Source organism: Promicromonospora sp. AC04 (assembly GCF_003058225.1).
Classification (GTDB): Bacteria; Actinomycetota; Actinomycetes; order Actinomycetales; family Cellulomonadaceae; genus Promicromonospora.
On sequence record NZ_QBUG01000014.1, the window covers coordinates 18,266 to 40,119 of the forward strand.

The following is a 21,854-nucleotide window of genomic DNA, read 5'->3' on the forward strand; positions in this document are numbered from 1 at the left end:
CGCTATGGGTTGAAAATCACCCATACGAAGGCTACGGTGACATCCGGGAAAACGTTCCCACGTTGGGCCGCCGAGGGCGCACGGCGACATTGCCCCGGCATCGCAACGCCGCTTGATGCAAAGGAGCATCATGTCCCATCGCGATAGTCACGACACGACCGACCAGCAGGATAACGTTCTCCTCGGCATGCCCGTCCGACGGCGGGACCTGCTCACCGGCGCCCTCGCGGTCGGGGGACTGGCCGCCGCCGGGCTGGGCGGCCTCACGATCGGCGCGCCCGCCGCGCAGGCCGCATCCCATCCCGGCATGCTGCACACGCAGGCCGACTTCGACCGCATGTACGCGAAGGTCAGCACCAACACCCAGCCGTGGCGCGCGGGCTGGGAGAAGCTCATCGCCAACGGCCACGCCCAGTCGACCTGGGCGCCGCGGCCCACCGCCACGATCATCCGCGGCGGCGACGGTCAGAACTACCCGCAGCTCTACAACGACATTCACGCGGCCTACCAGAACGCTCTGCGGTGGAGGGTCTCGGGCAACACCGCCTACCGCGACACCGCCGTCAACATCTGCAACGCCTGGTCGGGGACCCTGACCACGCTGACCGGCAACGCGGACCGGTACCTGGCGTCGGGCATCTACGGCTACCAGTTCTGCAACGCCGCGGAGATGCTCCGCGGCGCACCGGGGTTCGACCTGGCCCGGTTCCAGCAGATGATGCTGAACGTGTTCTACCCGCTCAGCGACCGGTTCCTGAACGAGCACAACGACGCGTGCATCACCAACTACTGGGCCAACTGGGACCTGTGCAACATGTGCAACGTCCTGGCCTGCGGCATCCTCACCGACAACAACACGCTGATCAACCGCGCCGTCGACTACTTCTGGAACGGCGGCGGCAACGGCTCGATCAACAACGCCATCCCGTTCATCCACGGCAACCTCGCGCAGTGGCAGGAGTCGGGCCGCGACCAGGCGCACTCGATGATGGGCATCGGACTGATGGGCACGTTCATGGAGATGGCCTGGAACCAGGGCATCGACCTGTACTCGGCCCGCGGCAACGCCTTCGCGAAGGCCGCCGAGTACGTCGCCCGGTACAACCTCGGCTACGACGACCTGCCGTTCACCACGTACAGCTGGGGGACCGGCCAGAACTGCGCGTACCAGGAGCAGACGGTGCTGGGGGCGGGCGGCCGCGGCGAGGTCCGAGCGGTCTGGGAGACGGTCTACCACCACTACTACGGCCGGCGCGGCATGGCCCTGCCGAACGTCCTGCAGATGGTCCAGCAGAACAGCCCGGAAGGCGGCGGCGGCGACTACGGCACCAACTCGGGCGGCTTCGACACCCTCGGCTTCGGCACCCTCGTCTACACGCGGGAGCGGACGCCGTCCGCGCTGAACCGGGTGCAGTCCTACAACTTCCAGGACCGGTACGTGCGGCACAGCAACTTCGACGTGCGCCTGGACGCCGCCGTCAGCCCGGCCGCGGACGCGCAGTTCCGGCTCGTGCCCGGCCTGGCGAGCTCGGCCGGGGTCTCGTTCGAGGCGTCGAACTTCCCGGGCTACTACCTGCGCCACTGGGACTTCGACTGCCGGCTGGACCCGAACGACGGATCGTCGACCTTCGCCGCCGACGCCACCTTCGCCCGGGTGGCGGGCCTGGCCGATGGCGCGTGGACCTCGTTCCGGTCCCACAACTACACCGACCGCCACCTCCGGCACGCCAACAACCTGCTGCGGATCGACCCGATCAGCGACGCGACCGGGCGCGCTGACGCGACCTTCCGGGTCACCACCTGAACCCGTAGCGGTGGTGCTCCGCTACCGCTGCGCGGTCAGCCCTGCCCGGTCCACCAGCACGGCCAGCTCGGCCCGCGTGTTCAGGCCGAGCTTGGCCAGGGCGCTGCTGAGATGCTGCTTCACCGTCGAGGCGGACAGGTGGACCCGGGCCGCGATCTGGTCGTTCGTCAGCTCACCCGCCCAGGCGGCGACGTCCCGCTCGCGGTCGGTGAGGGCGGCGAGACGGCGGACGGCGTCCGCGCGGCGGGTGTCGCGCCCGTCGGCGACGATGCGGTCGACCACTATCCGGGCGGCTGCGCCGTCCAGGGCGCCGTGCCCCGCCGCGGCGTCGCGGACGGCGTCGGCGATCTTCTCGGGGTTCTCGTCCTTGACAAGAAAGCCGACGGCGCCCGCCCGCAGCGCGTCGTGCACCGCCTCGTCCTGCGCGAACGAGGTCAGCGCGACGATCCTTGGCGGGTTCGCGCGCCGCTGCAGGGCGCTGATCGCCTCGATACCGCCCACGCGGCGCATGACGAGGTCCATGAGCACCACGTCGGGGTGGTGCAGGTCTACGGCCTCGGCGACCTCGTCGCCGTCCGACACCTGGCCGACCACGTCGATGCCCTGCCGGGTGAGGATCGTGGCCAGCAGCGACCGGGCGAAAGGGTCGTCGTCGACGAGGAGTACGCGCGTCACACGGGCAGCCTAGGGGGGTTTTCGGCATCGTCGCAGGTAAGGCTAGTCAGTCACCTCCTGCCGGACCCAGGGCAGGTGAGCCTGGACCGTGAAGACGCCGCCGACGTGCCGGGTCTCGAGCAGGCCGCCGATCCGGTCCGCGCGTTCCCGCATGCCGGTGATGCCGGAACCGGTGCCGACAGTCTGGATCGCCGCGCCCGGGGTCGTGGGGTTGACCACGGTGATCGACACGCCGTCGGCCGGCGTGGCACGGACGGTGACGTCGACCGGCCGGCCGGGCGCATGCTTGAGCGCATTGACCATCGATTCCTGCACGATCCGGTACACCGCTCGCGCCAGTACCGGCGCGGCTGTCTGCCCGTCGGTGACGAAGATCGAGGCGCTGACGAGGCCGCCCTGCTCGCGCAGGTTCGTCAGGAGCGTGGTCAGGCTCTCGAACGTGCTCCCGCCGCCCTCGCTGCCCGAGCGCAGCAGGCTGAGCAGGGCGCGCAGCTCGGAGTTCGCCTTCTGCGACGCCGACCGCATGCGGCGCGCAGCTTCCGCGACCTCGTCGTCGTCGGCGTGTGGCCCCACCTCGAGGGCGGACGCCTCCAGGGAGATCTGGCCGAGGGCGTAGGCCACGGTGTCGTGCACCTCCCGCGAGATGAGATCGCGCTCCTCCTGCCGGTTCATCCGGTCACGCAGGACGGCGGTCGCCGCCTCCTGGGTGACGCTCCGCGCCTCGGCGACCGCGGCCCGACGTCGGACCCGCAGGGCGTAGCCGACACCGAACGCGACCGCAAGGGACAGCACGCCGATGGCGACGAACGTGCCGGGCAACGGGTAGGACAGCTCGCCCGTGGCCGGGTCCGTGGTGGTCCAGATCATGTCCGTCGGATCTCCGGCGGCGTCGCGCAGGGTTGCCGCGGCGGTGGCCGCACCAGCGGCGACCGTGCACCAGACGACGGTGCGCCAGGGCCGGGTCGCCACCACGGTCACGAGCGCGACCAGGGCGGTGAGGGAGTCGTAGGGCAGCGCGAGCGGGATCGCGGACGCGACCAGGGTGAGCTGGACGGGGTACCGCTTGCGCACGACGACGCCCCAGGACAGAAGCGGCAGGACGAGCATCGCGAGGATGCCGGTGACGCCGAACGCGGGTGCGCCGTCCTGCAGCGGCACCCCGAACGACCAGGCGACCACGGAGCTGAACAAGCACAGGAGCGCCAGGACGCACGTCCAGACGACCGACCAGACCGTGGGATGCGTCGTGGCGATCGCCGACGGCACCCAGCGGGGCCACCACGCCGCACGCTCGTCCGGCGGGGTGCGGGACGACGCCGCCGGGGTGCGGGACGACGCCGCCGGCGGGGAGCCGTGGAACGGCTGTGGGTCGTGCATGCGGCGACAGTACGGCCGGCCCGCGGTGCCGCGCGCCGTCCTCGCGGGTGAACTTGGCCGGCGGCGACCTGCCCGTCCGGGCGGTCCGAGGTGCCCGTTCGGGTGACCGTCCGTACCCGGTCGTCCGATGTGCCGTGCGGCGGCGCCCGGAAGGGTGGTCCCACTGGCAGCCGAGAGGGTTGCTGACCACACCCAGGAGATCGAGATGAACCAGCTGAAGAACGGAATCAGGCCGCGGGCACTCAGGCTGCTCGCGGGCATGCTCGCCCTCGGCGCGGCCGCCACGGTCATGGCCGCCGCTCCGGCCAGCGCCGCCACGTGGGAGGACGACCTCGTGGTGCGCGACTCGTACGTCAACTTCTACACGGGCGAGCTCGTCGAAGCGCGCTGCCGCGTCGACGTCTACCCGATCGCGGCCAAGAACCTGCCCGGCTACGTCACCGTCCAGGGCAAGGTGCGGTGCAACCACCGCATGCTCGCCGGGGGAGGCCTGGCCTTCTACGTCGGCAGCCACGGGGGCGACGCCGCGTACGTGGTCGCGGACCTGCGCCGCATCCGCACCGGCAGCTCGCCCGACAAGAACGCGACGTTCTCGGAGCGGATCTACATCTCGCCCGCTGACTACCGCAACGTGGGGGGTTCAGGTACCTGGGCGGTGCGGGGCCTGGACCTTGGAGTCAGTGTTCGCACGCTCGACAACAGCCGCCTGTTCCTCTGGGGCTACGGCAACAACACGGTCGAGACGTTCCGCGCGTACTGATCGGTCTGCACGGAGCGGCCCTGGCGCGAGCCGGGGCCGCTCGCACGTCAGCTCGCGGGCGGACCCGGCGACGGGGCATGGGCGGCCGGGTAGCTGCTGGACCAGCCTGATCAGGGGCGAGTCGAGATCTGCTGGACACCCCATGAGTTGCCGTCGGGGTCGTTGAAGAAGCAGAACCCCACGTTGTCGAGCGGCTCCGGCATCGGCGTCGGGTTCTCGCCGAGGACCTGGACCTCGGTCACGTCCACGCCTCGTCCGGCTAGCTCCGCCCGAGCCTTCGTGACGTCGTTGACGACGAGCTGCAGGCCTTTGAGCGATCCTGGCGGCATGGCCGGCACGACTCCTTCGCCGATGACGACCGAACATCCCGAGCCGGGCGGGGTCAGCTGTACGACGCGCTGGCCCTCGCCGATCTTCGTGTCGTGGTCGACGTGGAAGCCGAGCTTGTCGCTGTAGAAAGCTTTGGCGCGGTCGACGTCGGATACCGGCACGATGACGACTTCAAGTGTCCACTTCATGGTTGCTCCTTGTGCGGGTGGGTGAGCTCGGTGAGGACTGCGTCGAGCCGGTCGTATGCCTGACCGACTCCTCGCGTCATGGGGTAGCGGAGCACGATCTCGCGTGCCTCCGGAGACGGGTAGCGCAAGGTGCTGGTCAGCGTCGTGGTGTTGTCCAGCTCGGTGAGCTGGTGCGCGATCAGGGTCTCGCCGGGATAGGACTGGTCGTCGAACACCTCGGTGTATACGAGCCGCGACGGCCGCTCGACCTCGCGGTACATTCCGGACTGGACCAGCTCGGCGTCGTCCGGGCCGCGGGAGACGAACCGGTAGCGCCCGCCGACGCGCAGGTCGACCGTGCAGCCGACGAGACTCCAGCCGCGGGCGCCGTACCAGCGGGTCAGCAGATGTGGTGTGGTCAACGCGTCGAAGACGAGGCCGGCGGGAGCGCCGAACGTCCGCGAGAGCACGATCTCGCGATCGCCCGGCGCGGCGACGGTCAGGCGCTCGTCGGCACTCACGACAGGCCGCCCTGCGGGGGAGCGGTTGACTCCCCGTCGGCGGTGAGGTCGGCGAGCAGCGCATCGAGCTGTTCATAGCTCTCGCCCCAGTAGTCGCGGTAGTTCGCGAGCCACGCGGTGACGTCCCGCAGCGGTGCCGCCTGGAGCCGGCACGGTCGGCGTTGCGCGTCTCGGCCGCGGGTGACCAGTCCCGCTCTCTCGAGCACCTTCACGTGCTTCGAGATGGCGGGCTGGCTGATGTCGAACGGTGCGGCCAGCTCGGTGACCGTCGCCTCGCCTGTGGCGAGCCGGGCCACGATGGCGCGTCGTGTCGGGTCGGCGAGGGCTGCGAACGTGGCGTCGAGCCGCTCAGCGGTGACCGTGCCCATAACCAATCGGTTTCATAACCATATGGTGATGGAATCGCACTGGCGGTCGGCTTGTCAAGGCCTGGGTCGGCCTGACAGGGACGGCGTCGGCCGCGCGGACTGCGGGAAACCGCACCCCCTCGTGCGGCTCGCCACCAGGCTCAGGGGGATGAGCGCAGCAGGCCTCCCGCCCACACCCGACTAGCGTTGAGGCATGACGACACAAAGCCTCGCCACCACCGTCGCCGACTGGGCCATCGGCCTCATGGAGACCCTCGGCGCACCGGGCGCAGGCGTTGCGATCGCCCTCGAGAACCTGTTCCCGCCCCTGCCGAGCGAGGTGATCCTGCCCCTGGCCGGGTTCACGGCGTCGCAGGGCACCCTCGTGCTCTGGCAGGTCCTGGTCTGGACGACGGCGGGGTCCGTGGTCGGCGCGGTCCTCCTGTACGGGCTGGGCGCGTGGCTGGGCCGCGACCGGCTCCGCAACATCGTGGACCGGATGCCGCTGGTGAAGCTGGAGGACGTCGACAAGGCCGAGAGCTGGTTCAACAAGCACGGCGACTGGGCGGTGCTCATCGGCCGGCTCATCCCGATCGTGCGCAGCCTCATCTCCATCCCCGCCGGCGTGGAGCGCATGTCGCTGGGGCGCTTCCTTGCGTTCACGACGCTCGGCTCCGGCGTCTGGAACACGATCCTGGTCGGTGCCGGATACCTGCTGGGGGACCAGTGGCACATCGTCGAGGAGAGCGTCGGCGTGTTCCAGAAGGTCGTCATCGTGGTGGTGGTCCTGCTGGTGGTGTGGTGGCTGGTCAAGACGCTGCGCGACCGCCAGGACCAGGACACGCCGCGGCACGTACGGAAGCGTTGAGGACGAGCCGCGACTCAGTCAGCTGGGCTCGGCGGCTTCCAGCCGCTCGATCAGCTGGTAAAGAGTCATTTCACTTCACTGGAATCGACTGCTCGTGATGGAAGATGTCCGCAGGATCCCAGCGATGCTTGACGGCAACGAGGTTCCGCTCGTTCTTGCGGAAATTGTCGAGGAAGTAGAGCCACAGAGCGTCATCGACGTTGCCCTTGGCGTGTGTGCCGAGAACGCTGTCCGGGTAGTTGTAGTACGCGCCTGCGACCGTCCCGCTCGGATCATTGGCTGGGTCGGGGGTCCCGCCGTACTCGGCATAGACGTCCCGGTAGAACTCGTTGACCCATCCCACGTGCGCGTCGGCCTGGGCGTCGTAGGGAGCCTGGTGTCCCTTGCCAGGACGCGAGGCATTGAGCCAGTAGGTCTGATACTGCAGCTTCATGATGGCGCCACGCTGGGGAACAGCGGTCGCGCCGGGAGCGACCCGATTGATGGCCCCACCGTAGCTGTCGACCTGCAAGAGGCTCTGGCTCATGTCCGACTCGGAAACGCCTCTCGGCGTCGTGTTGAGCCAGCGGTAGATCTTCATGCCTTGATCCGAGGGAAAGGCCTTGTTCATGTACGCGGACTTGTACTTGCCGAACTGGTTGGGGCCCGAACCGTTCATGGTCTGCAGCGCTTCGAGGTAGGTGACGTGCTGCACGCTCTCGTTGCCAACGAGACCTGTCGTCCACCCGGGATGGCCGCCGAGCGGGTTCCGCAACGGCGTATGGTCGACGATCGCCCCGAAACGCGTTCGCGTATCTCGGTACCGTCGCTCGGCCTCGGCCCGGTGGTCGAGGTAGGTGGTCCCTGCGGGGGACACGGCTTGGACGATCATGCCGAGCTGCCCGGACGACACATGCGTCAGCTTCAGCAAGCTGAACTCGGTCTCGGGCATGTCACTCACGAACTCCGCGTAGCAGGCAAGCAGGTCCGCGAAGGAAGCCGTGTCGATCGATGACCAGTCCCAGGAGAGGGTGTAGATCGAGGCGAACTCCGGGGCCTCGGGCAAATCGTCAAAGTAGTAGCGCAGGATGACACCGAAGTTGCCGCATCCGGCCCCCCGGAGGGCCCAGAAGAGGTCTTGTTCGTCCTTCGTGCCGCTCGTCGCCGACACGTGGTGCAGCTCAGCACTGTCCGACGACGCGTTCCAGGTCACGATGTCGACCGCGCTGAGGTGGTCGACGACCAGACCGTGCAGTCGCGACAGGAGCCCGTATCCACCGCCGGTGATGTGCCCACCGGCGCCGACGGAGTAGCAGGATCCTCCGGGTAGCGTCTTGTTGAAGCCGTTCAGCAAGGCTCGGTAGCCGGACCAGTTCTCACAACCTGCCTCGACGAAGAACGCAGGCCGCCGTTCATCCCAGCCGACCCGGTTCATCGAAGACATGTCGATGATGGCCCTGGTCGTGTCGTTGTAGATGAAGTTCTCGTAGCAGTGGCGTCCGGACACGACCTTGACGTCGCGCCCGTAACGGGAGATGGCGTCGTTGATCTGGGTGACCGCCTCGGCATCGTTCTTGGGGACATAGACCGCCTCGAGCTTCGAGGCGAACCAGCGCCGGTCGAATCCTTGTCGGTCGCTGAGCACGACGGGACGTGAACCGATGCCTGCAGGCGAGGTAGACATGTTGAGGACTCCAGGATCGACGGGATGGTTGCGGAGCGCTGTCGAGAGGGCCTCAGTAGCCGCGCTCCAGAAAGCTGGCTTGTGCCTGGTCGTCGTATTCGCTCGCCCCGACTTCCCAGTAGTTCTGCCAGTAGTTGGGCGTCTGGTTGCGTTCGACCATGCGATAGGTCCATTGAGCAGTCAGAAGCCAGAGCACCAGATTCCCTGAAAGCCCGCTGACCGGACACACCGGCTCGTCAAAGCCCGGGATGTCGAGGACGCCCGCACCGTCGCCGCTGTGCGTGTTGATGGCGACATCCACATAATCGCTGAGCGAGCCGGCACCTCCATCTCCGTCGAAGGGGCCGAACGCGACGACCATCGCGCCGATCTGCCTGGCGTACTTCGCGACCTGGATCTCGTCGCTGTTGTCGGGGCTGATCGCGCCGATGAGCACCATGTCGGCGGCCGTGAGCTGCGTCTTGTACAACTCGTAGGGCTGCATGATCATGCTGCCGGCGGCCGTCTCGTAGGCCTCATTGACAAACATGTTCTGAGTGCCTTCGTAGGGCGTTCCGGCCTGCGAGTGCCCGTACACGAGAAGTCGCGGGTGATCTGCGTCCTTCGCGAAGAGAAGGACGCGGTCGGTCCAGGCGCGCGCCACGCGATCGATCACCTCGAATTCGTGTTCGCGGACAAGCTCAAAGCTCCTCAGGGCGTTGTCCAGGTATTCAAGAGCCGCGTCGGCGCCATCATCGGACCCCTCGGTGCTGATCTGCTTGCACAACGCGGCCGTGCAGGCCCAATAGACCAGGAATTGCGAGAGCCCGCTGGAAGAGATGATCTTGAACTCGGGAATCGCTGGAGTCGAGATCACGCCGCAGCTCCATGTGCAGCCGCTGTCGAGCACACGATCGCAGACCTGCTCGAGGGAGGTGCTCATCTTGACCGGCAGGAAAGCCCCGACAGGGGTCTTGTAGAAGCGGGCGTAGCTGCAGGTGATGCCGACGGTGTACGCACCTCGGGCGCGAGCCTCGTCCGGGCCGACATCGGGAATTGTTCCCTTGTCGGGGTTGATGAGCGACGCACCGTTCGTGAGCAGGAAGTCACCCGGTCTCATCTGGTTGTAATCCGCTGAGATGTTCCGATCGGCACGCTGTGGCAGCACCGAGGGCTGACCAGGAAGACCAGGGCTTGCCGCGAACATGGCGAAGTGTCCCACCAGGACGTGCGAGAAGATCTGGCCGCCGGAGGCCCGGCACTCGTAGGCGACCTTCATCGCCTCACAGATTCCAGTGATCTGCGTGTCTCGAATATGTAGACCGATGCGCTCGATCTCGGCGTAGAAGAGATCCATGTAGGACGTGCCGGAGAGCAGAGGGGAAACGGAAGGGTCGTTCATGCGTGTTTCCTTTCAGGTTTCGCGGCTGGGTCACCTGATCGGGGGGGGGCTGTTCGGTGATCGCGTGGGGCGAGGCTTCCGCTGCCGGTTATGCCGTCGATGGAGTCCAACAAGTCTTCCAAGATGATGCACACGCCTCCGATGATTGCCGGATCGATGCTCCGGTCAGTGGGGGAGGCGGAAGCGCACGCATTCGTGCGGCCTCATTGCCTTGACGAATCTGGAGATTTGAAGAGTGCTGCGCATTCGGCTCTGGATCAAGAGTCGCACGTCGCGCCGCGCGTGCAAGGCGGAGCGCTGCTGCGACACCAGACGCGGATGTCGTGCGGTGACGGGTCCCAAGGAAGGCGCCGGCACTGCGACATGGCGTTCGGCGGACTGGCCACCGGCTCCCGGACCTGCGTCGGGCGGGCTGTCGGCAGATTGTGTGTGACTCTTTGCCCCGCTTCCGGCATCGTGCTGCCTGGCGCCATTGGAGGCGCCGCCAGACCCGAGAGGAACCCGTGACCGAGGACCGCACCGCCCAGACCCTCCGTTCGATCGCCCCCTACCTCGCCGAGTGGGCCTCCTTCCAGGCCGCCTACCACGGCATCCCGGGCCTCCAGCTGGCCGTCGGACGGCGCGGCGAGGTCTTCGTGGACCTGGCCTGGGGCAAGGCCGACGTCGAGACCGGTGAGGACCTCACTAGCGACCACCTGTTCCGCATCGCGTCCCACTCCAAGACGTTCACCGGCGTCCTCGTGATGCAGCTCGTCGAGCGCGGCGAGCTGCGCCTGGACGACGCCGTGGGCGACCTCGTGCCGGAGCTCGACGGCTCGCGCGCCGCCGGCATCACCGTCCGCGAGCTGCTCGGCCACCAGGCCGGGATCATCCGCGACTCCTCCGACGGCGACTTCTGGCAGCACCACAAGCCCTTCCTCGACCGCGCGGAGGTGCTCGAGTGCGTGCGCGCCGAGGGCGTCGTGTTCGAGCCCAACGAGCACTTCAAGTACACGAACATCGGCTACAGCCTGCTCGGCATCGTCATCGAGCAGGTCACCGGCAAGACGTACGACGAGGTGGCGCGCGCCGCCGTCGTCGAACCGCTGGGGCTGACCCGGACCGGGACCGAGCTGGACCCCGCCCGCGCCGCTGAGTACGCCGCCGGCCACACCGGCCGCATCACGCACGACGACGCCCGCCGCGTCATCCCGCACGTCGACACCCGCGCCATGGCCGCCGCCACCGGCTGGTACTCCACAGCCCTGGAGATGGTCCGCTACGGCGCCGCCCACGTGTTCGGCGACACCACCCTGATCAGCGACGCCAGCAAGCGCATCATGCAGCGCGAGGAGTCCCGCCTGGTGGTGCGCGGCAAGGAGGTCGGCCGGTACGGCGTCGGCATGGGACTCAGGACGATCGGGGACCGCGAGCTCGTCGGGCACTCCGGCGGATACCCCGGGCACATCACGCGCACGCACATCGACCCGGTCGACGGGCTCGTGGTCTCCTCCCTGACCAACGCCGTCGACGGCGCCGCCGAGCAGATCGCCACCGGCGTCATCCAGCTGATCAACCTGGCGCTCGCGGCTGCGGCCGAGGTCGCCGCCGTGGAGACGGCGGGCGGGGCCGGGGTCGGCGCAGCCGGGAAGGGTGCCGACGGGAAGGGTGCCGACGGCGACCCGGTGCCGGCGATCCCGGCCGACGCGCCCCTCGGGCGCTTCGCCAACCTGTGGGGTGTCGTCGACGTCGTGGACCTCGGCGGGATCCTGCACGTGATCAACCCTCGCGCGGCGGAGCCCGCCGAGGTCGTGGAGCGGCTGGTCGTGTCCGAGGGCCGCCTGGTGCATGAGCCCGTCGCCGGGTTCGGCACGGTCGGCGAGCCGGTCCAGGTCGAGCGCGACGCCGACGGCGCCATCGTCTCCGCCCGGATCGGCGCCATGACGTCGTGGCCGGTCGAAGACTTCCGGGCCCGCGGTCCGGTCCCGGATCGGCAGGGCTGACCAGAACCCGGTCTCCCCACTACTGGCCGAGCCGGTCGCGCACCATCAGCTCCAGCACCTTCATGAAGCGGTGCGTGCCGGCTCGGCCAAGGACGAACGGGTTGCGTGCCCCAGTCGTCCCGTCGCGCAGCGCCCGCAGGCGGGCGAGCCCGTAGTCGGTCTGGGGGTGGTTGTTCAGCTCGACGTCGACGCCGGAGCGGTGCATCAGGGCGGCGTACTCGATCACCGAGCGCAGGTAGTCGCGCCTGCCCGACGTCGGCTTCGGGAGCCCCGTGCCGCCCCAGAGCATCGCCGTGTGCCGCCGCCCGTGCCACCACACGGGGAAGATCGGCGAGACGGTACCGGGGGTGTGGCCCGGCGTGTACGGGAGGTGGACGGTGGTGCCGCCCAGCGTGAGCCGCTGCCCGTCTGATATCTCCAGGTCGCGCTCGGGCACGTCGGGCGAGGGGTCCGTAGCGGCGAGGTCCCAGTCGGCGGGGCTCATCAGCACGCGGGCCCCGTACCGGTCGGCGAGGTACTGCGCCCCGCCGAAGTGGTCGGCATGCCCGTGGGCCACCACCACGTACCGGATCCGCGCGGGGTCCACGCCCAGCGCCCGCAGCTCCGGGACCAGGATGTCCGCGGCCTGGTCCCGGGACTCCAGCGCGTCGACGAGGAGCACGCCGTCGGCAGTCTCCACGGCCGTCGCCGAGACGAAGTCCGTGCCGACCACCGTGACGTTGTCGAATACCCGCGTGGGCTCCGGGTCCGGGGCGGACGGCGGCGGCCCGCCCGAGGTGAACGCCGCGATCAGCGCGAGCAGCACGGGATCGTCGCCCGCCAGCCGAGCGGCGCGCTCGGCCGGCGTGCCGGAACCGGATCCAGGCGACGCGGTATCGGTCGCCGTTGCGCCGGATCCTGCCGCGTCGGCCGGTGGCGCGGTCGACCGCGGGGAATCGGACGGCCGCGCGCCGGACGACAGGCTCGCGCTCTCCGCCGGTTCCTTGGCGCAAGCGGCCAGGGCGACAAGCGCCGCCGCGGCGAGGAGGGCGCGACGCGAGAGCTCGGCATGACGCGGGAGATCCATCGGCCGATCGTACGAAGGACCCTCCCGGCCTGCCGGTCGGCGCGCGAGGCCGACGCCAGGTCGAGGCCGTTGCCGCACGAGATGTGTTGCTCCGAGTGGACATCGTCTACGCAGGGCAACACACTCCCCGCGCGTGGGGCTTTCCGCGGCCCGCCTCGGAGCCGCACCCTGGTCCCGGAACCCGGGCGACCCTCGCCGGTCGCGGTAGCGTTGTCAGGTGACTTTCAGCGAGGGCGGGCAGTTCGAAGGCGGCCGGGTACGCAAGGGTGGCGGACGGCGCGGCGGAGTGGCCGTGGGCGGCGGCGGCGTCGTCGTGATCGTCATTGCGCTGGCGTACATGCTGCTGACCGGCAACAGCCCGGCGGACATCCTCGGCGGGACCACCTCCGACGCCGGGGGTGCCGGCGAGGAGGGCTACGTCGGCGACTGCACAGCGGAGCAGGCCAACACCGACGCCGAGTGCCGGCTGAACGCGGCCGTCCAGTCGCTCGACGCCTACTGGGCCGCGACGCTCCCGGAGCAGGGCGGCGTCGACTACGAGCTGCCCGAGGTCGTCAGCTTCACCTCCGCTGTCGACACCGGGTGCGGGTCTGCGACGTCGTCCACGGGGCCGTTCTACTGCCCGGCCGACACCACCGTGTACGAGGACCTCGCGTTCTACGACCAGCTCTCCAGCCAGTTCGGGGCCGAGGGCGGCCCGCTCGCGGAGATGTACGTGACGGCGCACGAGTTCGGGCACCACATCGAGAACCAGCTCGGGCTGTTCGAGCGGGCCGACCGGTCGGGCACGGGCCCGGAGTCCGACTCCGTGCGCATCGAGCTGATGGCCGACTGCCTCGCCGGCATGTGGGCCGGCAACGCCGCGACCACCGAGGACCCGGACACGGGCGTCACCTTCCTCGAACCCATCACGCGGGACGAGCTGGACCAGGCGCTGTCCGCCGCCGCTGCCGTGGGCGACGACAACATCCAGCGTCGGTCCGGTGGCGACGTCAACCCCGAGGCGTTCTCGCACGGCTCCAGCGAGCAGCGGGTCAAGTGGTTCTCGACCGGCTACAACGGCGGCACCATCCAGGACTGCAACGCGCTGGACGCGTCCACCCTCTGACGTTACGGTTGCTGCCATGTACTTCAGCGCACGCACGACGACGCCGGACCCCTCCGGCGCGCGCTGATCTGCACTCAGCAACCAGGCCCCGGAGCTCGCTCCGGGGCCTTTGTCATGCACGACGGCGCCGGGGCAGCTCCACCATCGAAGGAGCAACCATGAACGTCCCCGCCAACGCTGTCCGTGCCGTCATCGATCATCGTGACCTCGGTCGCGACATGCGGATCTTCGACACCAGCCCGCTGGTCGGGCCCGGCCTGCCGCTCTGGCTGCCCGCCGGGGCGGCCGTGCGGTACGAGCTGGAGCAGTACGCGCGGGAGGTCGCGCTGCGCACCGGCTGCGAGCCCGTGTACTCGCCTGTGCTCGGCAAGCGGTCGCTGTTCGAGCGGTCGGGCCACTGGGCGAAGTTCGCGGACGACATGTTCCCGCCGATGTATCTCGGCGGCTCGGGTTCCGGGGCCGGTTCGGGTCCGGGAGTCGGTTCCGGGCCCGACGGCGGTCCGCAGGGCGAGGCGGGCGTCGCCGCCCCCGACTTCGACCCGCTCGTGCTGCGCCCCGCCAACTGCCCGCACCACGCGCAGATCTACGCGTCCGAGCCCCGCTCGTACCGCGACCTGCCCGTCCGGTACTCGGAGCTCGCGCCGATGTTCCGCGCGGAGCGGTCCGGGGTGCTGTCCGGGCTGAGCCGCGTGCGGCAGATCAACCTCGACGACGCGCACGTCTTCTGCCGACCGGACCAGGTCGGGGCTGAGGTCCGTACCGCCCTGGTCGCCGTCCTGGAGGTGCTCGACACCCTGGGGATCGAGGTGTCGTACCTGCGCCTGTCAGGCCGGGACGACTCCGACAAGTGGCTGGGCGAGCCCGAGCAGTGGGCCGCGGCGGAGGAGGCACTACGGGAGGTGCTGGCTGACGTCGTCGCGCCGGCCGGGCTGCCATGGCAGGCCGAGGCGGGCGAAGCGGCGTTCTACGGTCCCAAGATCGACGTCCAGGTGCTCGACGCGCGCGGCCACGAGGAGACCCTCGCGACCGTGCAGCTCGACTTCAACCAGCCGGAGCGGTTCGACCTGACCTACGTCGCCGCCTCGGGCGAGCGTGAGCGGGTGGTGATGATCCACCGCGGCACCGTCGGGGCGATGGAGCGGATGGTCGCGTTCCTCCTGGAGCGGCACGCCGGGCGGCTCCCGTTCTGGCTCGCGCCGGTGCAGGTCTGCCTGCTTCCGGTGTCCGACGACGGGGCCGCTGCCGACGCGGCCGCGAAGCTGGCCGCCGACCTGCGCGCCCGGGGCCTGCGGGTCCGCGTCGAGCGGGACGGGTCGCTGGGCAACCGGATCCGCCTGGCCCGCAAGCGGCGGGACGCGCTGCTCGGCGTGCTCGGCCCGCGGGAGGTCGAGGCGGGGGTGCTCGCGGTGACCGACCCGGCGTCGGGCGCGAAGGCCGCCGTGCCGCTCGCGGAGCTGGGCGACCGGCTCGCGGAGGCGGCGCGGGGGCGGGTGCCGCGGGTCGCGCTCTGAGAACCGGCGCCGGGGGAGCGCCGGTACACCGAGCGCGGAGTCGAGGAGCTGGACGGGCCGACTGTGTGTAACCGACATTTCACCCAAAGGCGCTATCGTTCGCGCCGTGGAGAACCCGAGGCCAACACGCCACCTTGAGCACATCGAGCCGGCACGGGTCACCGCGCACGTGCCGGTTTCAGCACAGGGGCCGGTTCCGGTGCCTGCGTGGGACCTGGCGCCGCCGTCCGGTCCGCCCGTGGATGGTGAACCCGCGTCGTCGTCGGCGGACACCATCGGGGCCCGTCCGGTTCCGGACCGGCCGCGCTCGCGGTGGCCGGCGGTGGTGGCCGGCGGCGTGACGCTCGCTGTCGTCGCGCTGGGCACAGGCGGGGCGATCGCGCTGGGGGGCGACCACCAGAGAGACCTCGGTGCTGCCCCGGGCAGCGCGGAAGCCGTGGACGTGCTGGTCGTCGCTCCGGATGATCAGTCACCAGAAGATGCCGCTGGACCGGAGCGGCGCGGGGCCGGGGCGCGATCCGGTCCCGCCGACGCGCCGGAGGCCGGCCAGGGCGCACAGGGGTCGACGTCGTCGAACGGGTCCGGGGGCGCGGCGGCGGCATCCGGGACGCGGCCCGAACAGAACGGCGCAGGCGGTGCTGGCGAAGGGACCACCGAATCGGGCGGCTCCACCGGCTCGGACGGCGGCAGTACCGACACCACGGGCGGCACCGGTTCGGCAGGTGGGGCCACGGCGACGCCGACAGCCACGCCGACTCCGACAGCCACGCCGTCCCCGACCGTCGAGCCGACGCCGAGCGCAGAGCCCACGCCGGAGCCGACCCCTGACCCGACGCCGGACCCCACAGCTTCTCCCTCGGCCTCGCCCGAGCCGACCGGCACCCCGTCGTCGTCCTGATCCCCGCCGTCGTGCCGGATCCGGCGCAGGGGCTCTCGTCGACGGGAAGTGGTCCGGCCGGACGCTGGGCTCAGCCCGGCCAGGTGCGCCGGTCGCGGGCCGCCAGGTGCACGATCTCGAGCTCGCGCTCGGTGAGCATCGCCCGGCGGCTCTCGAGCCACGGCACGAGCTCGTTGTCGGTCAGCACCTCCACGCCGTCACGCGGCCCCTCGACCCGGGGCTGGTCGGCGCGGACGAAGACGATCACCGGCCGCACCGTGATCGGCACCTTCGTGGCGCGCCCCAGGATCTCCTGGGTCCGGCGCGCTTCGTACGCGGCGGCGTCGGCGGTGACGGGGAGCGTTGGCCGGTACACGGTGTGGATGGTGTAGACGCCGCCGGGCCCGATCACGAGCTGGTCGAGCTCGAGGGCGCCGCCGTCGGCCCGGACCGACTGCAGGACGCGCCAGATGGGGCGGTGCGCGACGAGCTCCCAGAGCTCCTTGGCCCCTGCGCGAGCACCGGTGATCCGGCGCCGCAGCGCGCGGTGCTGCTCGTCGGGGCGCCCGGTCAGCCGGCCGCGCAGCACGGCTGCGGTGTTCTGCCGGAAGTACGCGCGCCGCCGGGCGATCAGGTGCCTCGCCGGACGGTTGTTGGTGAGGTCCTCTCCACGGGCCAGGCGGCCCGTTCGGAGGTAAGGCAGTGCATCGGCGACAGTGACGGGAACGCTGGATGTTTCAGTGCCCATGAGCCGGACGGTACGTCCGCGACGCTGCGCGCGCGCGTTCTGGCAGTGAAGCAGAGAGACATCACCCGCCGGCAGGGCCGCGCGGGAACGCCCGCCGCCCCAGCAGCACGACGACGAGCGCCGCCACCACCAGCGCCCCGCCGACGTACGGCACGACGGCGACGCCCGCGCCGTCGAGCACGAGCGCCCCGAGCGCCGCGCCGCCGCCGATGCCGATGTTCGCGGTGGCGTTGACGAGCGCGCCGACGACGTCGGGCGAGGCGCCGCGCGTCCGGATGGCCGCCGTCTGGAAGACGGCGGCGCAGGCGCCGAAGCCGATGCTCCACACCGCCGCGGCCGCGAGCGTGCCCACCGTCCCGGGGAAGGCGAGCCCGAGCGCGAGGACCCCGCCGGCGACGACGGCGAGGGTGACCACCGTGGTCTGCCGGAGCCGGACGTCGAGCCGGGCGGCCGCGTACGCGGCGCCGATGAGGCCGAGCGCGCCGATCAGCAGCAGGGCGGGGCCGAGCGCGGCGGTGGCGAGCCCGGCGGCCAGGAGCAGCACCGATATGTAGGTGTAGACCGTGTAGTGGCCGAGATAGACCAGGGCGTTCGCCGTGGTGACGCCGGCGAGGGCGGTGCGGCGGGCACCGCGGGCGGCGTCGTCCGGGGGAGCGCCGCCACCCGGGACCGACGGCAGCAGCAGCGCCGTGAGCACGCCGGCAAGCGCGCACGCCCCGGCCAGGACGAAGAAGGAGGTGCGCCACCCGACGGCGGTGCCGAGCGACGTCGACAGGGGCACGCCGAGGACGAACCCGGCTGACGCCCCCAGCGTGACGAGCGCCAGGGCGCGGCCGGCGAGGTGCGGGCGCACCAGGCGCGAGGCGTACCCGATGCTCACCGAGAAGAAGACGGCGTGGGAGGCCCCGCCCAGCGCCCGGGCCACGGCGACGAGGGCGAACGTGGGCGCGAGGGCCACGATCACGTTGCTCAGGGTGTAGATCGCGAGGGCGCCGAGGAGCACGGCCTTGCGCGGCAGCCGGCGCGTGGCCGACGTCAGGGGGAGGGCGAGCGCCGCGACCATGAACGCGTACGCGGTGACCAGGAGCCCCGCGACGGCCTCGGAGACGGTGAGGTCGTCGCTGATCAGGGGGAGCAGGCCCACCGGGACCAGCTCCGTCGTGATGGCGACGAACGTGGCCAGGGCCAGGGCGAACAGGCCGCCGGCCGCCTCGCGGACATCGCCCGGTTGCCAGGGCGTGGGCCGGGGGCTCGAGGTTGGCATGGGTCCCATCCCAGACGGGGCCGGCCCGAATAACAAGGCGAACTGAAGAACAGTGAGATTCGTCGCGACCCGTCCGGTGCCGGGCCCGCACCCTCTAGACTGGACCGGCCCCCGCCGCCGTGGGCCGAACGACGAGCTGCCCACCCCTTAACTGTGAGGAACACCTGCGTGATCACTGCCCATGGCGTCGAGCTGCGCGTCGGCGCGCGCGTGCTGCTGAGCGAGGCCACCTTCCGGGTCGCCTCGGGCGACCGGATCGGCCTCGTCGGCCGTAACGGTGCCGGCAAGACCACGCTGACCAAGACCCTCGCGGGCGAGACCCAGCCGACGGGCGGGCAGATCGTGCGCGGCACCGACATCGGCTACCTGCCGCAGGACCCGCGCACGGGCGACCTGGAGGTCCTCGCGATGGACCGCGTGCTGTCCGCGCGCGGCCTGGACAAGGTCATCGCGAAGATGCGCGCGGCCGAGGGCGAGATGGCGTCGGCGGACCCGGCGACGCAGAACGCCGCGATGGAGCGCTATCCCAAGCTGGAGGCGCGGTTCCTGGCCGCCGGCGGGTACTCCGCCGAGTCCGAGGCGCAGATCATCACGGCGAACCTGGGCCTGGACGACCGCGTCCTGGCGCAGCCGCTCGGCACCCTCTCCGGCGGCCAGCGCCGCCGGATCGAGCTGGCGCGCATCCTGTTCAGCGGTGTCGAGACGCTGCTGCTGGACGAGCCCACCAACCACCTCGACGCCGACTCGATCATCTGGCTGCGCGACTACCTGCGGGCGTACAACGGTGGCTTCATCGTGATCAGCCACGACGTCGACCTGCTGCGCGCCACCGTGAACAAGGTGTTCCACCTGGACGCGAACCGGGGCGAGCTCGACCAGTACAACCTGGGCTGGGACAGCTACCTGGAGCAGCGCGAGACGGACGAGCGGCGTCGTCGGCGGGAGCGGGCCAACGCCGAGAAGAAGGCAGGCACGCTGCTCGCCCAGGCCGAGAAGATGCGGGCCAAGGCGACCAAGGCGACCGCCGCGCAGAACATGATCAAGCGCGCCGAGAAGATGCTCGGCGGGCTGGAGGCCGAGCGCGCCTCGGACCGCGTGGCCAAGCTGCGCTTCCCGACGCCCGCGCCCTGCGGGCGCACGCCCCTGACCGCGAGCGGGCTGTCCAAGGCGTACGGGTCCCAGGAGGTGTTCGCCGGGGTCGACCTGGCGATCGACCGCGGGTCCCGCGTCGTCGTGCTCGGCTTCAACGGTGCGGGCAAGACGACGCTGCTGCGCATCCTGGCGGGCGTCGAGGCCCCGGACACGGGCGAGGTCGAGCCCGGCCACGGCCTCAAGCTCGGCTACTACGCCCAGGAGCACGACACGCTCGACATGAACGTGACGGTCGTGGAGAACCTGCGGCACGCCGCGCCCGACCTCACGGACACGCAGGTGCGCTCGGTGCTCGGCTCGTTCCTGTTCAGCGGGGACGACGCCGACAAGCCCACCAGCGTGCTGTCCGGCGGCGAGAAGACGCGGCTGGCGCTTGCGACGATCGTGGTGTCCGGCGCGAACGTGCTGCTCCTGGACGAGCCGACCAACAACCTCGACCCAGCGTCGCGCGCCGAGATCCTCGGAGCCCTGAAGACGTACGAGGGCGCGGTGGTCATGGTGACCCACGACGACGGCGCCGTCGAGGCCCTGGAGCCCGAGCGCGTCCTCCTGCTGCCCGACGGCGACGAGGACCTCTGGAACGACAGCTACCAGGAGCTGGTCTCGCTCGCCTGAGCCCCGAGCGAACTGCCGGCTCAGGTGACAGAGCCGGAGCCCGGCGACGGGCCGGGGGAACCACTACATCTGCGGAGTGTGTTGCTCTGCGTAGACAACGTCTACGCAGAGCAACACACTCCGCAGACTTGTAGTCACCCCGGCTGCCCTGGCAGCGCAGGTCGCCCTGGCCGTGAGGTCGCGACGGCTTCGGAGGCTGCGACGGCTGCGACGGCCGCGCAGGTCGCGACGGTCGCGCAGGTCGCGCAGGTCGCGCAGGTCGCGCAGGTCGCGCAGGTCGCGCAGGTCGCGCAGGTCGCGACGGGCTGTTCGACCAACAGCTGCGGCTCGATCGACGGGCGCGCGCGCCTCAGTGCAGCTGGGCCTCGATCAGCGCGTCTTCCTCGTCCTCCGCGGTCGGACGGCGGTCGCGCGTCGGCCTGCGTGCGCGGACGCCGTCGCCGTCGGACGCCTCGCCCGAGGCCAGCAGCAGGTCGCCCGCCGATACGCTCTCGCCGCGCAGCGCCCCGCGCTCGCGGCGCCACAGCAGGATGTACCCGCCGATCGCGCCGATCGCGAAGATGCACCACTGGAAGGCGTACGACAGGTGCGAGCCGGGGTCGGTGTCCGGCTTGGGCAGGGCGGCGAGCTGGGTCTCGGGGGCCGGCTCCTCCGAGCGCAGGGCGCCATACGCGCCGACGGTGCGGCCCTCTGCCCACCCGGCGCCGTCGGGCCCTGCGGCGAGCACCTGCGCGGTCGAGATCGCCTGCACCTGCCCGGCGGGCGCGCCGCGGCTCGACGCGGGCTCGTCCGCCCGCAGGGAGGCCACCACGGTCACGGTGCCCGACGGCGGCGCGGGCACCGCATCGGGTGACGAAGCGTCGGACCCCAGCGGTACGAACCCGCGGTCGACGACGATCACGATGTCCTGCCCGGCGAGCTGCGCCTCGAACGGCACGAGCACGTGGTACCCGCCCTGCCCGCCCACGGGCCGGTTGCGGAGCAGCACGGTGGCGTCCGCGACGTACTCACCCTCGAGCTCCACCCGCTGCCAGATCTCGTCGTCCGGTACGACGGCGCCCGGCCCGTCCAGGATCTCGTCCACGGGCACGGCCGGCGCCGACCAGTTGGCGTTGATGAGGTCGATCTCGGCGTTGCGGGACTCGGACCGGTTCCACTGCCAGCGGCCCGCGACCAGGCACAGGGCGGCCAGGACCACCGCGGCCACCGCGAGGATGACCCACTGGCGGGTCGTGCGCGGTCCACGGGCGTCGTCGGCTGCGGCGGGACCGCTGGCCTGCGGGCCGCCGGCCTGAGGACCGCCGGCCTGCGGCCCGCCGGAACCAGGGGCGTGGACGTCCGGGCCGCCGGCCTCCGGGGCGTGGGCCAACCTGCTGTCGCTCACGACACCCGGTCCAGCTCGGCCACCGCCACCGTCTGCTTCCAGAACGACCGCGACGCCAGGAACTGCTCGAGGTGCTCGCGGTGCTCGTCGCACGCGAGCCACACCTTGCGCCGCTCGGGCGTGTGCAGCTTCGGGTTGTTCCAGAGCAGACCCCACGCGGCCTGCGTGCGGCAGCCCTTCGCGCTGCAGATCAGCTCGCCGTCGGGCACGGGGTCGGGTGCGGGGCCCGAGAGTCCGAGGAGGTCCATCGGTAG

20 protein-coding genes are annotated in these 21,854 nt (G+C 70.8%); 8 read left to right on the forward strand and 12 right to left on the reverse strand.

Annotated features, from left to right (window positions below; genetic code table 11):
* Positions 1-130 precede the first annotated feature (130 nt).
* Positions 131-1,804 carry an AbfB domain-containing protein gene (locus C8K30_RS27350; protein WP_158281137.1) on the forward strand — a complete coding sequence of 558 codons (1,674 nt, stop codon included), beginning with the start codon at positions 131-133 and terminating at the stop codon, positions 1,802-1,804.
* Positions 1,805-1,825: 21 nt separating this feature from the next.
* Here the strand turns inward: C8K30_RS27350 and C8K30_RS27355 are convergent, their stop codons facing one another.
* Together C8K30_RS27355 and C8K30_RS27360 are read right to left on the reverse strand one after the other, a co-directional pair.
* Complete coding sequence (locus tag C8K30_RS27355) at positions 1,826-2,479, reverse strand: response regulator transcription factor (protein ID WP_108496068.1); 654 nt, start codon at positions 2,477-2,479, stop codon at positions 1,826-1,828.
* 42 nt (positions 2,480-2,521) lie between these two features.
* Entirely contained in the window at positions 2,522-3,856 is a 1,335-nt protein-coding gene (locus tag C8K30_RS27360) for a sensor histidine kinase (RefSeq protein ID WP_158281138.1), read from the reverse strand.
* Positions 3,857-4,061: 205 nt separating this feature from the next.
* On the opposite strand from C8K30_RS27360, the gene C8K30_RS27365 reads away from it, so the two are divergent.
* A complete protein-coding gene (locus tag C8K30_RS27365) occupies positions 4,062-4,616 on the forward strand; it encodes a hypothetical protein (protein WP_158281139.1) in 555 nt (184 codons plus the stop codon).
* Positions 4,617-4,726: 110 nt separating this feature from the next.
* On the opposite strand, the gene C8K30_RS27370 is transcribed toward C8K30_RS27365, so the two are convergent.
* From C8K30_RS27370 to C8K30_RS27380, 3 genes are read right to left on the reverse strand one after another with little or no spacing between them, the layout of a single operon-like run.
* Positions 4,727-5,134 (reverse strand): VOC family protein, encoded by a 408-nt coding sequence (locus C8K30_RS27370; protein WP_108496071.1) that lies wholly within the window; start codon positions 5,132-5,134, stop codon positions 4,727-4,729.
* A complete protein-coding gene (locus C8K30_RS27375) occupies positions 5,131-5,634 on the reverse strand; it encodes an SRPBCC family protein (protein ID WP_199230734.1) in 504 nt (167 codons plus the stop codon). The genes C8K30_RS27370 and C8K30_RS27375 overlap by 4 nt, the downstream gene beginning before the upstream one ends.
* Entirely contained in the window at positions 5,631-6,002 is a 372-nt protein-coding gene (locus tag C8K30_RS27380) for a helix-turn-helix transcriptional regulator (protein WP_108496072.1), read from the reverse strand. Before C8K30_RS27380 ends, C8K30_RS27375 begins: the two co-directional genes overlap by 4 nt.
* A 193-nt stretch (positions 6,003-6,195) precedes the next feature.
* On the opposite strand from C8K30_RS27380, the gene C8K30_RS27385 reads away from it, so the two are divergent.
* Positions 6,196-6,849: a DedA family protein gene (locus C8K30_RS27385; protein WP_108496073.1), complete on the forward strand. Its 654-nt coding sequence runs from the start codon at positions 6,196-6,198 to the stop codon at positions 6,847-6,849.
* 70 nt (positions 6,850-6,919) lie between these two features.
* Here the strand turns inward: C8K30_RS27385 and C8K30_RS27390 are convergent, their stop codons facing one another.
* Positions 6,920-8,512 (reverse strand): FAD-binding protein, encoded by a 1,593-nt coding sequence (locus C8K30_RS27390; protein ID WP_108496074.1) that lies wholly within the window; start codon positions 8,510-8,512, stop codon positions 6,920-6,922.
* A gap of 52 nt (positions 8,513-8,564) precedes the next feature.
* Positions 8,565-9,893, reverse strand: a complete 1,329-nt coding sequence (locus C8K30_RS27395; protein WP_108496075.1) for a hypothetical protein — start codon at positions 9,891-9,893, stop codon at positions 8,565-8,567.
* Between the two features lie 503 nt (positions 9,894-10,396).
* Between C8K30_RS27395 and C8K30_RS27400 the strand changes: the two genes are divergently transcribed.
* Positions 10,397-11,875: a serine hydrolase gene (locus C8K30_RS27400; protein ID WP_108496076.1), complete on the forward strand. Its 1,479-nt coding sequence runs from the start codon at positions 10,397-10,399 to the stop codon at positions 11,873-11,875.
* A 19-nt stretch (positions 11,876-11,894) separates the two neighbouring features.
* Here C8K30_RS27400 and C8K30_RS27405 read toward each other — a convergent pair whose 3' ends face one another.
* Positions 11,895-12,941 (reverse strand): MBL fold metallo-hydrolase, encoded by a 1,047-nt coding sequence (locus C8K30_RS27405; protein WP_108496077.1) that lies wholly within the window; start codon positions 12,939-12,941, stop codon positions 11,895-11,897.
* Between the two features lie 217 nt (positions 12,942-13,158).
* On the opposite strand from C8K30_RS27405, the gene C8K30_RS27410 reads away from it, so the two are divergent.
* From C8K30_RS27410 to C8K30_RS30820, 3 genes are all read left to right on the forward strand, one after another.
* A complete protein-coding gene (locus tag C8K30_RS27410; RefSeq protein ID WP_108496078.1) occupies positions 13,159-14,049 on the forward strand; it encodes a neutral zinc metallopeptidase in 891 nt (296 codons plus the stop codon).
* A gap of 158 nt (positions 14,050-14,207) precedes the next feature.
* Positions 14,208-15,560, forward strand: a complete 1,353-nt coding sequence (thrS, locus tag C8K30_RS27415; protein ID WP_108496079.1) for a threonine--tRNA ligase — start codon at positions 14,208-14,210, stop codon at positions 15,558-15,560.
* Positions 15,561-15,798: 238 nt separating this feature from the next.
* Positions 15,799-16,458 (forward strand): hypothetical protein, encoded by a 660-nt coding sequence (locus C8K30_RS30820; RefSeq protein ID WP_158281140.1) that lies wholly within the window; start codon positions 15,799-15,801, stop codon positions 16,456-16,458.
* Between the two features lie 70 nt (positions 16,459-16,528).
* On the opposite strand, the gene C8K30_RS27425 is transcribed toward C8K30_RS30820, so the two are convergent.
* Together C8K30_RS27425 and C8K30_RS27430 are read right to left on the reverse strand one after the other, a co-directional pair.
* Positions 16,529-17,185 carry a hypothetical protein gene (locus C8K30_RS27425; protein WP_108496081.1) on the reverse strand — a complete coding sequence of 219 codons (657 nt, stop codon included), beginning with the start codon at positions 17,183-17,185 and terminating at the stop codon, positions 16,529-16,531.
* A 61-nt stretch (positions 17,186-17,246) separates the two neighbouring features.
* Entirely contained in the window at positions 17,247-18,449 is a 1,203-nt protein-coding gene (locus C8K30_RS27430; RefSeq protein ID WP_108496082.1) for an MFS transporter, read from the reverse strand.
* A 168-nt stretch (positions 18,450-18,617) separates the two neighbouring features.
* On the opposite strand from C8K30_RS27430, the gene C8K30_RS27435 reads away from it, so the two are divergent.
* Entirely contained in the window at positions 18,618-20,216 is a 1,599-nt protein-coding gene (locus C8K30_RS27435) for an ABC-F family ATP-binding cassette domain-containing protein (RefSeq protein ID WP_108496083.1), read from the forward strand.
* 349 nt (positions 20,217-20,565) lie between these two features.
* On the opposite strand, the gene C8K30_RS27440 is transcribed toward C8K30_RS27435, so the two are convergent.
* On the reverse strand, positions 20,566-21,600 hold the full coding sequence (locus C8K30_RS27440; RefSeq protein WP_233257517.1) for an SURF1 family protein: 1,035 nt from the start codon (positions 21,598-21,600) through the stop codon (positions 20,566-20,568).
* Entirely contained in the window at positions 21,597-21,848 is a 252-nt protein-coding gene (locus tag C8K30_RS27445) for a hypothetical protein (protein ID WP_108496084.1), read from the reverse strand. Before C8K30_RS27445 ends, C8K30_RS27440 begins: the two co-directional genes overlap by 4 nt.
* Between the last annotated feature and the right edge of the window lie 6 nt (positions 21,849-21,854).